The following is a 14,477-nucleotide window of genomic DNA, read 5'->3' as shown; positions in this document are numbered from 1 at the left end:
GTAGTCTACATACCCAAATATTTCAATGAGGAAACGAATAACGTTTTGGAAGCATAATTTTGACCGAGGAGGTGGAACGATGGTTCATTTAGCGGACGGGGTGTTGTTGCTTTCAATCGAGCGCTTGAAAGGTGAGCGCAGTGAACGCAGTTTGTTTCATGTGTTGAACGGCAAACGTTCGGCGACAACGCTGCAAGATGCCTTTTTTTATGACTTGGAACCGATTTTCGGATTGTTCCCCTATACGAAGTACGACTATGAAAAGTTGCTCGCTTCGTTCGAAAAGCGAGGCTGGCTCAATCGCTCAAGCTTCACGTTGACCGAGGCCGGCAAAATGCTCGCTTCCCCGGAGGCCGTCAGCGAGCTGTTCGACCGTCTCGGCGGTGAGTACCGGGACTACACCACGATGACGTGGAAGCGGCTCAGCTTGTTCGTTCAGACGTTCATGTCGCTCGAGCATGAGCGGACATTCTACCCGGTTCAGGCCGACCGGTTGGCCGAGCGTTGGGTCAAACAGATCGTTCGGACCGAGCGGGAGTGGCAACCGCTCATCCGTAGCTTTCATCAAGAGCTCGAGACGGCACTTGAGGAAGTCGGAGACCCGTATGCGACCGCCGTCGTCTATCGGTTCACGGGCGCGTTCGAGACAGGATACACGTATGAACAAATCGCGGCGCTCTTGGACGTCGATGCGCGGACAGCCCGGCTCTACTTTTTGGCCGGATGGAACGCCCTGCTGTGGAAGTTGCCGCGGGACGCCAAGTTGCTCGGCTTCGCTCACGGTCTATCGAGCGAACGGATGACGTTGTCGGCGCGGGGATCGTACGAACAGTTTTTGGCCGGCCGATCGTTCCAACAAGTCCAGTCACAGCGGCGGTTACGCACGAGCACGATCGAGGACCACGTCGTCGAGATGGCGATGTATTTAGACGAGTTCCCGCTCGATCAATTCGTTCCGCTCGAGCAAATCAAGCAAGTCGAACAGCTGCGTGACGAGTCGAGCTGGGCGCTCAAGCCGATTTTTGAACAAGTCGACGGAATCAGTTATTATCAAATCCGATTGGTGTTCGCACGATTGAAACGAGGTGAGACATTTGTTTGAAAAGACGTTGAAGCGGGTGTTCGGCTATGACACTTTCCGTCCGGGACAGCGTGAGGTAATCGATGCGGTCGCCGACGGGCAAGACGTGCTCGCCATCATGCCGACCGGGGCCGGCAAGTCGTTGACGTTCCAACTCCCGTCTTATATTAAGAATGACGGGCTGACCATCATCGTGTCGCCGCTCTTGTCGCTGATCGAGGACCAGATGCTCCATATCCGCGAACGAGGTGAGCGCGGGGTGGCGCGATTGACGTCGATGGAGACACTTGAAGAGAAGCAGGACATCTTGAACCATTTGAAACGTTACCGCTTCTTATATTTATCGCCTGAACAACTCGCCGTGCCGCACGTGACGCGGGCGCTCGCACGGACGAAAATTCAAATGCTCGTCGTCGACGAGGCGCACTGTATCTCGCAGTGGGGGCACGAGTTCCGTCCTGAGTACGCGCGCTTAGGCGAGTTGCGCAAACAGCTCGGCAGTCCGCAATGCATGGCCGTCACCGCGACGGCCCCAGAGACGGTGAAACGGGATATCATCGAGAAGTTGGCGTTGTTCTCGCCATCGCAGTTCGTCCATTCAGCGAACCGTCCTGAGATTCGTCTGATCGTCGAACGCCTCGAATCAGAGGATAAGATGCGGCGGTTGAGTGAACTCGTCCACGATGTGCCGAAACCGGCCGTCATCTATACGGCGACCCGGCGTGAGGCCGAGGCGCTCGCCCTTCATCTCGACGATGCCTTGTTCTATCACGGCGGCATGTCGACCGAGGACCGCCGGCTCGTGCAGTCGCAATTCTTGCGAGATGAAGTCGCCATCATGGTATGTACGAGCGCGTTCGGGATGGGCGTGAATAAAGATAACGTCCGGTCGGTCATCCATTATCAGATTCCGGCCACGCTCGAGGCGTACATGCAAGAAATCGGACGTGCCGGACGGGACGGGGAACCGGCTTTTGCCGTCTTGCTCTATGCCGAAGGCGACGAACGCATCCAACAGTTTTTGATTGACCAACAATATCCGAAAGACAAAGATATCCGTCTCGCCTACTTGGAACGCGACAACGGCACGAGTTTGGCTCAGCTGCCACGCCTGTTGCGATTGAACGAGGAAGACCCGGTCTGGGGTTTGTTGAGTCAAATGCTCGCTGAGCGGACGCTTGCCGAGGCGATCGACTGGGTAAAAGATAGAAAGCAGGCCCGCTATCGCCAACTCGGACAGATGATGGACTATGCCCTCATCAAGACGTGTCGGCGGGATTACTTGTTGAACTATTTCTCGGAGCAACCGGTCAAACAAGCCGATTGTTGCGACGTCTGTGGGGAAATCGTTTTCCCGCCGTCGGTTCAAATTGTGTCTAAAAATGTGACAGATTGGAAACATCGTTTATCTCGTATCTTCTCCTTTGATTGATATCATAGTAAAATGATAAAAAAGGTAAAGGAGGGCACACGTTGCGACATCGGAACCAAGCGGACTCACTTCGTGAACAAGTGGTGGACACGTTGCCGTCTCGCGCTGAGCGACAAGAGCATGAGCGGAAAGAAAAATTAAACGACAATTGGCTGAAACGGCCGCTCGCCATGATGCTGACATTGACGATGTTTGCCATTATTCTCGTATTTTTATATATAGGTCGTCATACAATATTTTTCTGACAATACGACGGGGACGTCGTATTTTTTGTGTACGTTCCTTGTTTTGTCGAATCGATTGCACCATCTCACCAATTTCTCACAAGAATTGCACAATAAAACAGGTAAAGCGCTTCAGATGGGTCTATACTAAAAAAGAAGAACCTGTAGGAAAGGAGGGGCTGCTGTGCCGAAGTACTCCATTAAGACGGTCGCGTCGCTCACCGGCGTCAATCCGACGACGATTCGAGCGTGGGAACGCCGCTATCAATTCATCGTGCCGAGCCGGACCGAATCCGGTCATCGCTTGTATTCCGACCAAGACGTCGAAAAGATTAAATGGGTTGTTGAAAAACAACGCGAAGGCCTGACCGTATCCCAAGCGATCCAACAACTTCATGAAGCCCCGAAGCCGAAGCCTGCCCGTCTCTATGACGAGGAACTGATGGAGGGGTTGCTCGAGGCGTTACTTTCATTTGACGAACGCAAGGCGCACGATTTGATCAATCGTGCCTTTAATACATTCAGCTTTGAAAAAGTCACGAAAGATATCATTGGTCCGTTGTTGATGGAAATCGGGACACGTTGGGAGAATGGAGACATCACGATTGCGCATGAACACTTTGCGACCGCTTTTTTGCGGGCTCGCTTGTCCACTCTCTCGCTACAGATGCCGATGAACCCATTTTTACCGCGGATCATTTGTGTGTGTGCCCCGGGCGAGATGCATGAGATTGGCCTATTGTTTGTGACGCTTTATTTGCGCCAATATGGATACGACGTGATCTTCCTCGGTGCGGGCTTCCCGAAAGAGGATTTGAACGTGGCACTGCACGACATCGACGCCAAGTGTTTGATTTTCTCATGCACGTTGACGGAACATCTTGAGGATTTGAAAGAAGCGATGCGCTTTATCCAAGCCGACCATCCCGAACTTGTTATCGGGGCCGGCGGTCATGCCGTCAGCCTTCACGCCTCTGAGTTCGAATCGGCCTTCCTCGGAGATACGCCCGAAGCATGGACCGAGTGGTTGTCAACTATTTGACAGGTTGAACAAACGAGAGTAGCTTATAAAGTAGGATTGATTAATCTTTGGAGGTTTTCGTTTGAGATTTGAAAAGCAAACTAAAGAACATTTAAGGGTATATTTGACCGCGAGTGACCTTTCGACTCGAGGGATCGCCATCGATACGATCGTCGGAGAGAGCGGTCAAGACCTGTGGCGGGAATTGCTCGAGACCGCGGAAGCGGAATTCGGCTTCATGCCCCAAGGCACCGTCGACTTGAACGTGACGATGTTTCCGCGCGACGGTCTCGTCATCGATGTTCAAAAAGTCGAGGCGGCCGTCCCGGACGCGGATCAAGAACAAGTCGAGATTCGTCTGACGATTGATGTGATTCATCATCTGATTTATCAGTTTGACGATATCGAGGACGTCATCAATGCCTCGGTCCGTCTGTTCCCACACATGCAGGATACAGACCAGGGCGGAGCGCTCTATCACTATGACGGGCACTATTATTTACACTTCGTCGAAGTGCTCAAACCAGACGTCGAAGAGCGGTTGGCCGCCATCTTGTCGGAATACGGCCGCACGACGACCGTCAGCCCGTACGTCATGATGGAGTATGGCAAGACGATTCAAACTGAACAAGCCGTGAAACAGCTGTACGATACGTTCGCGTAAGTACGGCTTTTTAACTGTTCTGTTTCTATTGTTTTCGGCCGTCGCATGGTATGATAAAACTTGAATTTTTGAGATGTTAGCCGAAGGAGAGATTTGATGAAAGTCGCGGTATTATATGGTGGTGTATCAGGTGAGCGGGAAGTATCGCTCACGAGTGGTAAAGGAATGATCGAGGCGCTCGAAGAACGCGGTCATGAGGTCGTGGCGATTGATTTTCACCCGGACCGGGCTGACGAACTGTTGACGCTTCAAGCCGATGTCGTCGTGAGCGCCCTGCATGGGAAATACGGAGAAGACGGACGCGTCCAGTCACTCTTGGAGATGGCCGGATTGCCATATACGGGATCGGGCGTCTTGGCGTCAGCACTCGCGATGGACAAGGCCCGCGCGAAAATCATTTTCGCCGCTGCCGGCATTCGGATCGCCCGTGACGTCCTCATCGAGACAGGAGACGACATCGACGTGAAAATCGTCGAGTGGGGTGGTGAATTCCCATGTGTCGTCAAGCCTGCCCAAGAAGGGTCATCGAACGGATTGACGATCGCGATGGACGAAGCGATGCTCCGTGAAGGGATTGATAAAGCGTTCGCGTGCGACACGGCCGTCTTGGTCGAACAATATATTAAAGGCCGTGAGTTGACGGTACCAGTCCTTGGGAACCACGGGACTGAGGCCGCGCTACCGGTCATCGAGATCATCCCGAAAAATGAGTTTTACGATTACGAGTCGAAGTATTCGGAAGGGGGATCGATTCACGTCTGTCCAGCCGAGTTGCCGGACGCGTTGACCGAGGAAGTTCAAACGGCTGCCATCAAAGCGCACCGTGCCCTCGGTTGCAGCGGTTATTCCCGCTCTGACTTCCTCGTCTCTGAAGATGGGCTCGCATATATTTTAGAGACGAACACGCTCCCGGGCATGACTCCGCTCAGCTTGTTCCCGGACAGCGCCCGCGCCGTCGGGATCTCCTACGGTGAGCTGTTAGAGCGATTCATCGAATTGGCACTTGAAAAGTAAGAAGGGGACCACCCTTCTTTTTTTGTTTTAGAAAACGCTTTCATTATTTTTGTAAAAGCCTTTCAAATTGGGCGCGTATCAGCTATACTTTTAAACGAATACGAGGTTGATTCTTGGGGGAGAATTGACAATTTAGGGGAGGAAACCTTCATGATTACGGATCAAGAAAAAGGTCATCAAAAACGAAAAAACATCCTTGAATCGACACAAGAAGTGATACACGAGGCGCTTGATAAACTCGGGTATCCAGAAGAGATGTACGAGCTCTTGAAAGAGCCGCTTCGGATGTTGACCGTCCGCATCCCGGTACGTATGGATGATGGATCGACAAAAATTTTCACAGGATATCGGGCGCAACATAACGATGCGGTCGGACCGACGAAAGGTGGCATTCGTTTCCACCCGAGCGTGACGGAGGTCGAAGTGAAGGCATTGTCGGTCTGGATGAGCTTGAAGGCCGGAATCGTCGACCTTCCTTACGGTGGCGGTAAAGGCGGAATCGTCTGTGATCCGCGTGAGATGAGTTTCCGTGAAATCGAACGATTGAGCCGTGGTTACGTGCGCGCCATCAGTCAAATCGTCGGACCGACGAAAGATATCCCAGCGCCGGATGTGTTCACGAACTCGCAAATCATGGCGTGGATGATGGATGAGTACAGCCGAATCGATGAATTCAACTCACCAGGTTTCATCACAGGTAAACCGCTTGTCCTTGGCGGCTCGCATGGACGTGAGACGGCGACGGCAAAAGGTGTCGCCATCATGATCCGGGAAGCGGCGCTGCGCCGCGGCATCGAATTGAAAGGGGCGCGTGTCGTCGTCCAAGGATTCGGGAACGCCGGAAGCTTCTTGTCGAAATTTATGCATGACGCCGGGGCGAAAGTGATCGCCGTCAGTGATGCGTACGGTGCGATCCACGATGAGAACGGCCTCGATATCCCGTATCTTCTCGATCGTCGAGATTCGTTCGGGACGATCTCGACGCTCTTCAAGAACACGATCTCGAACAAAGAAATGCTAGAACTCGACTGCGACATCTTGGTCCCGGCCGCAATCGAGAACCAAATCACCGAAGACAACGCTGATAATATTAAGGCATCGATCGTCGTCGAGGCCGCGAACGGACCGACAACGAACGAAGCGACCCGTATCTTGACGGAACGTGGCATCCTGCTCGTTCCGGACGTGCTCGCTTCGAGCGGTGGAGTGACCGTCTCATACTTCGAATGGGTCCAAAACAACCAAGGTTACTATTGGACGGAAGAGGAAGTGGAAGAGAAGCTTGAGAAAGTGCTCGTCCACTCGTTCAATACGGTATACAATACATCGTCGGCCCGTAAGGTCGACATGCGTCTCGCCGCCTATATGGTCGGTGTACGTAAGATGGCGGAAGCGTCTCGCTTCCGCGGTTGGGTATAATCAAACGGCAAAAAAGAGGGAGAGCCTGGTATCAGGTTCTCCCTCTTTTTGTCGATTACGTTGTCACACCGTTGCGCTCCCGAAGCGTCTCGGCAATCGCTTGGCCGTGGAAGCGGCCATTCTCGATAAAAATTTTATTGGCGTCATTTCCGGCGGCGACGACACCGGCGATGAACAAGCCGTCGACGTTCGTCTCGAACGTCGCCTCGTCAAACGCCGGCACGCCGGTGTCCTCGTCGACTTGAACTCCGGCATCGGCGAACAGCCCGTGGTCGGGCAAGTAGCCGGTCATGGCGAGGACGTGGTCGGTTTCGAGTCGATGTTCTTCGCCGTGTTGACGATAGATGACGTGATGCGATTCGATGCTCACGATTTCCGCCTCGAGTTCGAGACGGACCTTGTCATGGCGGACGAGCGAGTCGAACGTCGGGAGGACCCATGGTTTGACGGATGGGCTATAACCGTCGCCCCGATAGAGCACGGTGACGTGCGCCCCGGCCTTTTCAAGCTCGATGGCCGCATCGACCGCAGAGTTCTTCCCACCGATGACGGTGACGCGTTGCCGGTAGAACGGGTGCGCTTCTTTGAAGTAGTGCGTGACGTGGGGCAACTCCTCACCTGGGACGTCCAGCGTACGAGGGCGTCCGTAATAGCCCGTGGCCAAGATGACATAGTCGGCCTGACGCTCTTTGACACCGTCGCGGTCATGGCGTGACTGGACGATGAAGCCGTCCTCGGTACGCACCACTGCTTCGACCGTCTCGAACGGTTGGACGTCGAGCCCGGTCCGGCTGACGACTTCCCGATAATAGACGAGCGCGTCTTGTCGACGCGGTTTCAAATCTTTACAGATGAACGGGATATCCCCGATTTCAAGTAAATTGGCAGACGAGAAGAACGTCTGATGCGTCGGATACCGATAGATGGCGTCGACGATATTGCCGCGCTCGATGACCGTGCACGAGATCCCGATACGTTCGAGTTCAATCGCAGCCGACAGTCCGCACGGTCCGGCGCCGACGACGATAGCATGTTTATTCAATGAAATCACCTCATCCCTCATTGTATGGAAGGAAGAATCGGTTGGCAAGTCGCCAACTCATTGTTGGAAGCTGAAGCTATGTTCCATGACCGCCTGGGACGATCCCGCTTCGAGTTCGACGAGGAGACGAAGTCTCGCTTTTTGTGAGTTTAAGCCGTTCGAGAAAATGATGCCCATCTCTTTTAGCTGTTGACCGCCACCGACGTAACCGTACACGTCTTGGACGATTCCGTTGAAACAGCGGCTGACGATGACGACAGGCATCCGTTCGACGAGCATCTCGAGCGCCGGGACGATCGACGGTGGGACGTTCCCTTGCCCGAGCACTTCGAGCACGAGTCCGTCATAGCCGAGCGCGAGCACGGCCTCGATTAAATCCGGCTCCATCCCGGCGACGACTTTCAGCACCGCGACCCGTTTGGTGATCGATGGGATCATCTTCGGTTGTTTCGTCGTCGGTTGACTGTAAATGAGGACGTGATCTTTCGTCACCATGCCGACGTTCCCGAAGTGGACCGACTTGAACGTGTCGACCGAGGACGTATGCGTCTTCGTGACGTTGAAGGCGGAATGGATCTCGCCGTTGAAGACGACGAGCACGCCTTTACCGCGTGCGACATCGCTTTGGGCGACCCGAAGTGCCGTGATAAGATTGAACTCGCCGTCCGAGCCGACCTCATTTGACGAGCGCATCGCCCCGGTCAAGACGATCGGTACCGGGGCGCCGAGCGTGATTTGTAAAAAATAGGCCGTCTCTTCGAGCGTGTCGGTCCCGTGGGTGATGACGACCCCGTCGTACGTGTCTTGCGTCAATTGTTGATTGATGAACTGGGCGAGCTCGAGCATTTTTTCCGGCGTCATGTGCGGTGACGGGATGTTCGAGAAATGTTTCGTCGTGATGTTGGCGATGTCGGTCGCTTTCGGTAACGTCGCGTCAATCGGATTGACCTCGCTCGGCATGACATGTCCCGACCCCGATTGAGACATGGCGATCGTGCCGCCGGTGTGGATGAGTAATAAATGATTCATAACAGACCTCCAACTTTTTTGTTCGTTTCTTCCAATTTCTAGGCGTGACCTACTTTTTCTTTCCTCTATTTCAGTGTATGCTTAACGTGAGAAAGGAGAGATGCATCATGATTGCAATCGCCTTGTCTGCGGTTGCGCCAGGGTTCGCCCTTCTTTCCTACTTCTATCTCCGACATGAATTGGAAGCGGAACCGCTCGGCTATGTGATCCGTTCGTTCGTCGCCGGGGCCATTCTCGTCTTTCCGATCATGTTCGTGCAGTATGCGTTCGTGGAAGAAGGGGTGCTCGTGGGCCCGTTTTGGAAGGCGTTCGTGGCCACCGCGCTATTAGAAGAATTTTTTAAGTGGTTCATGATTTATTATACAATATACATACATAAAGTCTTTGATGATTACTACGACGGGATTCTCTATGCGGTCGCCTGTTCACTCGGCTTTGCCACGTTAGAGAATTTTCTATATTTATGGGTGTACGACTCAATCGAGATCGCGATTTGGCGTGCCGTGCTACCGGTGAGTGGACATGCGCTCTTCGCCGTCGTGATGGGATTTTGTCTCGGTCGGGCCAAACATTCCACCCATGAACGGTTCTGGCTGTTCACGGCGCTCATGGCGGCGACACTGTTGCACGGCATGTTCGACTACATCTTGCTCGTCGAACCGATGAACAAAGTGCCGGCCGTCGTCTATATCGTCGTACTTTGGATGGTCGCGCTCTTACTCGTGCGGACCGCCAATCGCTCCAATCATCGCCAATACAAATAGAATAAAAGGGGAATCGTTTCATGTTAAAAGTAGGTCAAGAGTTACGGGTAGAAGTTGAAGGGAGAAAAGAAGGGAAGACGAAAATCGCGGCCATCAATGACCAAGTCGTCTGGATCGAGTCCCCGAGTGAGACGGATACATTAAAGACATTCTTCTTGCACGAAGATGAATCGATGCGCGTCTATTTTTTCGTAGGAGAAGAACAACTGTATGCGTTCGATACGGTCGTGACGAGACGCGTGAGCGACGCGCAGTTGACGCTGCGCTACGCCTTCGCGTTGCCGGATGAAAAGAAAATCAAGCGCGTGCAGCGCCGCGAGTATTTACGGGTCCCGGAAATGATCAACGTGACCGTGTCCGCAGAAGATGGTCAGGCGTTTCCGTCGTTTGAGACGACGTCACTCGACGTATCGGCCGGCGGCATGCGGGTCGTGGCGAACCGGGCCCCGGTCGCGGTCGATGAGTCGATCATCGTCTCGTTCCATATCAATGATGACCGAGGCGTGCCGCAGACGTTCCGCGTCAAGAGCCGCCTCGTCCGCATCCATGAACAGACGGCCAAACAAGAGTTGTCGCTTTGCTTTGAAGAACTATCACACCGGGACCAGGAGACGATTTTGCGTTATTGCTTCCGAGCCCAGCTCGAAGCGAGAAACCGGACCGGCTCCGTATTTTCTTCACGATAAAAAACTGGTATGATGTTCTCGGAACAAAAGACCGAGAGGAGGCGGGTATCGGGATGAGCCGATACCCAATTTTTATGAATAAACCGTTACAAATCGCATTAGATGGACCGGCTGGAGCCGGTAAGAGCACGATCGCGAAAACACTCGCCAAGAAATTAGGATACGTCTATATCGATACGGGCGCGATTTACCGCGCCGTCACGTATCGCGCGCTTCAAGACGGCGTCGGTCTCGAAGACGGGCCGATGCTCGCTGCCATGATCGACAAGATGGATTTACGTCTTGTGCCGTCTGAGAACGGTCAACGCGTATTCGATGGCACGGAAGAAGTGACTGACGTCATCCGGACGAACGACGTGACGAACAATGTCAGTTTCGTCGCACGCCAGCCTGAAGTACGGGCCGCACTTATGGATTTGCAACGCGACCTCGCGAGCAAAGGCGGGATCGTCATGGACGGCCGCGATATTGGGACGCACGTCTTACCGGGCGCCGACTTGAAAGTGTTCATGACGGCGACGGTCGAAGAACGGGCCCGCCGTCGCCACGAAGAGAACGTGGCGAAAGGCTTGCCGAGCGACCTCGGACAATTACAACTCGAGATCGCCCTCCGCGACAAGCGCGACTCGGAACGCGAGGTCGCTCCGCTTCGCCAAGCGGACGACGCGCACTTCCTCGACACGACTGAGCTGTCGATCGATGGGGTTGTCGAGGCGATCGAGCAGTTGATGAAGCAGGTGATTGAACGATGAGACCACTTAATAACGGGCCGTTCGGCATGTATCGTCTCGCGGTGGGCGTCGTCAATATCATTCGTCGGTTGAGTTTTCGCGTCGAATATATCGGGCGGGAGAACATCCCGCTCGACGGGTCGATGATCGTGTGTTCGAACCACCAATCGAACTGGGACCCGGTGTTACTCGCCGGGGCGATGCCGAAACAACGCCAGTTGCGCTTCTTTGCGAAAAAAGAGCTGTTCGGAGTGCCTGTATTGAAACATATCTTGAACCGCGCCGGTCAAATCCCGGTGTCACGCGGAGAAGGCGATCGCCAAGCACTCCGCGTCGTCTTGCAAAAGTTGAAGGAAGACGAGGTCATCTCGATCTTTCCGGAAGGGACGCGTTCGAAAGACGGTACACTCGGCAAAGCCCAGGCCGGGATCGGCTTCTTCGCGCTCCGATCGGACGCCTCGGTGCTCCCGGTGGCCATCATCGGCAAGTACAAGTTCCGTTCGAAGCTGAAAGTCGTGATCGGCAAACCGGTCGACTTGAGCGGATTGAAAGCGGAGAAAGCGAGCGCTCAAACGGCGGCCGATTTGATCATGGCGACGATCGGTGATTTGTACATGCAGCATTCACGGAACGTTCGCTAATTTCAGGTTTAATCTGTTGCTAGGAGAGGAACTAACCTGATAACACCTTGACAAATCTTTCGAATTATAAGAAGTTTATACTAGGTGTAAGCGCCTTAGGGCGCTCCTTTTTGTACTCATCGTGAGGGGGTAGTGTTGGAATGGTCGAAGAAATGAAAGATATGCCTGATTTTGAAATTAATCGAGGTCAAATTGTGACCGGTACTGTCGTCAAAATCGAGGACAAGCAAGCGTTGATCGATATCGGTTATAAAACCGAGGCAATTTTACCAATCAGCGAAGTATCAAGCATGCATTTAGACGATTTAAACGAATCACTCCACGTTAACGACGAAATCCGTGTCAAAGTGAAAAAGGTCACGGACGAAGAAGTGGTCGTGTCGAAGAAAGACGTCGATGCCGAGCAAGCTTGGGATCAAATCGTCGAGAAATTCGAATCCGGTGAAGTGTTCGAGGTCATGGTGAAAGACAAGGTCAAAGGTGGACTTGTCGTTGACATCGGCATCCGTGGATTTATCCCGGCTTCGCTCGTAGAGAACCACTTTGTCGAAGACTTCTCATCCTACTTGAACAAACCGATTACGGTTAAAGTCGTCGAGATCGATCGCGAGAAAAATCGCGTCATCTTGTCGCATAAAGCTGTTGCCGAAGCGGAAATGAGCGCGAAGAAAGCGGAGACACTTGAATCGCTAGAGGTCGGTCAAATCATCGAAGGGACGGTCCAACGTCTCACTGATTTCGGTGCGTTCGTCGATATCGGCGGCGTCGACGGCCTCGTTCATATTTCAGAGATGGCCCATAGCCGAGTAGAGAAACCGAGCGATGTTGTGACTGAAGGAGACAAAGTCAAAGTGAAAGTGCTCGGACTCGACCTCGACAACGAAAAAGTGAAGTTGTCGATCAAAGAGACGCTACCAGGACCGTGGGAATCGGTGGAAGGTAAAATTCAACCGGGCGACGTGATCGACGGGAAAGTCAAACGTCTCGTCACGTTCGGCGCATTCGTCGAGGTCGCGCCGCAAGTCGAAGGTTTGCTTCATATCTCGCAGATTGCGAACCGACACATCGCCACGCCGTCTGAAGTGTTGTCAGAAGGTCAAGACGTGAAAGTGAAAGTGCTCGACGTCCATCTCGACGAGAAGAAAATCTCGCTCTCGATGCGTGCGCTCGAGTCGAGCGATTCGACGCGTGAAGATGCGGATCAATCGCTGCTTGACGAGTATAGTGACCAAGGAGGGTTCTCTGTCTCTGAATTGACAGGTGACGAGACCTCGGACGATTCTAAATAAGACGATCGTTCAAGCGGGAGCCAGACTCCCGCTTCTTTTTGTATGGTCACAGAAATTCGCCTGTGATATGATAGTACAGTTGCAATTAGAAACGATAAGTTATTGAATGAAAGTTAGAGAGGTGTTTATATGGGAATTCCAGCAGTGGCCATCGTAGGCCGCCCGAATATTGGGAAATCCACGATTTTTAACCGGATTATCGGAGATCGCGTGTCGATCGTCGATGATAAGCCGGGGGTAACACGCGACCGCATTTATGGGACGGGTGAGTGGTTGAACCGTAAGTTTCATTTAATCGACACAGGCGGAATCGAGGTCGGCGATGAGCCGCTCCTCGTGCAAATGCGGCATCAGGCCGAGCTTGCGATCGATGAGGCGGACGTCATCATCTTCATGGTGAACGGACGCGAAGGCATCACAGCAGCAGACGAAGAAGTGGCGAACTTGTTGTTCCGTTCGAACAAACCGATCGTCCTCGCCGTCAACAAAGTCGATAACTTCGAGATGCGCGAGCTCATGTATGAGTTCTATTCACTCGGATTCGGCGACCCGTTCCCGATCTCAGGGACACACGGTCTCGGTCTCGGTGATTTGCTCGACAAAGTACTCGATTTGGCACCAGATAAAGATGACTACGAGTACAACGAAGAAGTCATCCAATTCTCACTCATCGGACGTCCGAACGTTGGGAAATCGAGCTTGACGAATGCGATTCTCGGTGAAGAACGTGTCATCGTCTCGGATATCGCGGGGACGACTCGTGATGCGATTGATACACCGTTCACACGAGATGGCCAAGAGTACGTCATCATCGATACGGCCGGGATGCGCAAGCGCGGGAAAGTGTATGAATCTACCGAGCGCTACAGCGTCATGCGGGCCCAGAAGGCGATCGAACGTTCGAACGTCGTCCTCGTCGTCATCGACGGCGAAGAAGGCATCATCGAGCAAGACAAACGTGTCGCCGGACTCGCCCACGAAGCGGGGAAAGCCATCGTGCTCGTCGTCAACAAGTGGGATGCCGTCGATAAAGACGATAAGACGATGAAGAAGATGGAAGAGAAGATCCGTAAGGAGTTCTTGTTCCTCGACTACGCGCCGATCGTCTTCTTGTCGGCCCTCACGTCGAAACGTCTTCAGACGCTCCTTCCGGTCATCAAGGAAGTGGCCGAGTCGCATCGCCGTCGTATCTCGACGAGCGTGTTGAACGATGTCATCGTCGACGCTGTCGCGATGAATCCGACACCGACGGACAAAGGTCAGCGACTCAAGATCAACTACGCGACGCAAGTGGCCATCGAGCCGCCAACGTTCGTGTTGTTCGTCAACGACCCAGAGTTGCTTCACTTCTCGTACAAACGTTATCTAGACAACCAGATTCGCCGCGCATTTGACTTCACTGGTACACCGATTCATATCGTGGCACGTCAGAAAAACTAG

General features: G+C 53.3%; 15 protein-coding genes. 13 read left to right on the top strand and 2 right to left on the bottom strand.

All coding sequences use genetic code 11. The features are described 5' to 3' along the window. The first annotated feature begins 79 nt into the window (after positions 1-79). The 7 genes from NMQ00_RS09215 to NMQ00_RS09185 all read left to right on the top strand — a co-directional run bounded on the left by NMQ00_RS09215 (position 80) and on the right by NMQ00_RS09185 (position 6,855). Positions 80-1,102 (top strand): YpbB family protein, encoded by a 1,023-nt coding sequence (locus tag NMQ00_RS09215; protein ID WP_255176466.1) that lies wholly within the window; start codon positions 80-82, stop codon positions 1,100-1,102. Beyond that, positions 1,086-2,513, top strand: coding sequence for a RecQ family ATP-dependent DNA helicase (locus NMQ00_RS09210; RefSeq protein WP_255176465.1), 1,428 nt, complete (start codon positions 1,086-1,088; stop codon positions 2,511-2,513). Before NMQ00_RS09215 ends, NMQ00_RS09210 begins: the two co-directional genes overlap by 17 nt. A 41-nt stretch (positions 2,514-2,554) precedes the next feature. Next, positions 2,555-2,758 (top strand): hypothetical protein, encoded by a 204-nt coding sequence (locus tag NMQ00_RS09205; protein WP_034777302.1) that lies wholly within the window; start codon positions 2,555-2,557, stop codon positions 2,756-2,758. A 163-nt stretch (positions 2,759-2,921) separates the two neighbouring features. Next, positions 2,922-3,779, top strand: a complete 858-nt coding sequence (locus NMQ00_RS09200; RefSeq protein WP_255176464.1) for a MerR family transcriptional regulator — start codon at positions 2,922-2,924, stop codon at positions 3,777-3,779. Between the two features lie 61 nt (positions 3,780-3,840). Next, positions 3,841-4,422 carry an adaptor protein MecA gene (locus NMQ00_RS09195; protein WP_255176463.1) on the top strand — a complete coding sequence of 194 codons (582 nt, stop codon included), beginning with the start codon at positions 3,841-3,843 and terminating at the stop codon, positions 4,420-4,422. 96 nt (positions 4,423-4,518) lie between these two features. Continuing rightward, positions 4,519-5,436 carry a D-alanine--D-alanine ligase gene (locus tag NMQ00_RS09190; RefSeq protein ID WP_255176462.1) on the top strand — a complete coding sequence of 306 codons (918 nt, stop codon included), beginning with the start codon at positions 4,519-4,521 and terminating at the stop codon, positions 5,434-5,436. A 150-nt stretch (positions 5,437-5,586) separates the two neighbouring features. Further along, entirely contained in the window at positions 5,587-6,855 is a 1,269-nt protein-coding gene (locus NMQ00_RS09185; RefSeq protein WP_021067184.1) for a Glu/Leu/Phe/Val family dehydrogenase, read from the top strand. Between the two features lie 55 nt (positions 6,856-6,910). On the opposite strand, the gene NMQ00_RS09180 is transcribed toward NMQ00_RS09185, so the two are convergent. Then, on the bottom strand, positions 6,911-7,918 hold the full coding sequence (locus NMQ00_RS09180) for a YpdA family putative bacillithiol disulfide reductase (protein ID WP_255176461.1): 1,008 nt from the start codon (positions 7,916-7,918) through the stop codon (positions 6,911-6,913). A 36-nt stretch (positions 7,919-7,954) separates the two neighbouring features. Then, positions 7,955-8,926 (bottom strand): asparaginase, encoded by a 972-nt coding sequence (locus tag NMQ00_RS09175; protein ID WP_255176460.1) that lies wholly within the window; start codon positions 8,924-8,926, stop codon positions 7,955-7,957. 107 nt (positions 8,927-9,033) lie between these two features. Here NMQ00_RS09175 and prsW point away from each other — a divergent pair, with 107 nt between their 5' ends. The 6 genes from prsW (at position 9,034) to der (ending at position 14,477) form a co-directional block, all read left to right on the top strand. Further along, positions 9,034-9,690, top strand: a complete 657-nt coding sequence (gene prsW / locus NMQ00_RS09170; RefSeq protein ID WP_255176459.1) for a glutamic-type intramembrane protease PrsW — start codon at positions 9,034-9,036, stop codon at positions 9,688-9,690. Between the two features lie 20 nt (positions 9,691-9,710). Then, positions 9,711-10,376 (top strand): flagellar brake protein, encoded by a 666-nt coding sequence (locus NMQ00_RS09165; protein WP_255176458.1) that lies wholly within the window; start codon positions 9,711-9,713, stop codon positions 10,374-10,376. Positions 10,377-10,450: 74 nt separating this feature from the next. Then, entirely contained in the window at positions 10,451-11,128 is a 678-nt protein-coding gene (gene cmk, locus NMQ00_RS09160; RefSeq protein WP_255176457.1) for a (d)CMP kinase, read from the top strand. Next, complete coding sequence (locus tag NMQ00_RS09155) at positions 11,125-11,748, top strand: lysophospholipid acyltransferase family protein (RefSeq protein ID WP_255176456.1); 624 nt, start codon at positions 11,125-11,127, stop codon at positions 11,746-11,748. Before cmk ends, NMQ00_RS09155 begins: the two co-directional genes overlap by 4 nt. 140 nt (positions 11,749-11,888) lie before the next feature. After that, positions 11,889-13,037, top strand: coding sequence for a 30S ribosomal protein S1 (rpsA, locus tag NMQ00_RS09150; protein ID WP_255176455.1), 1,149 nt, complete (start codon positions 11,889-11,891; stop codon positions 13,035-13,037). 129 nt (positions 13,038-13,166) lie between these two features. Beyond that, on the top strand, positions 13,167-14,477 hold the full coding sequence (gene der, locus NMQ00_RS09145; protein ID WP_034777316.1) for a ribosome biogenesis GTPase Der: 1,311 nt from the start codon (positions 13,167-13,169) through the stop codon (positions 14,475-14,477).

The organism is Exiguobacterium aurantiacum (assembly GCF_024362205.1).
Lineage (GTDB): Bacteria > Bacillota > Bacilli > Exiguobacteriales > Exiguobacteriaceae > Exiguobacterium > Exiguobacterium aurantiacum_B.
The sequence above is the reverse complement of the archived record's forward strand: the minus strand, read 5'-3'. Positions and strand labels throughout refer to the sequence as shown.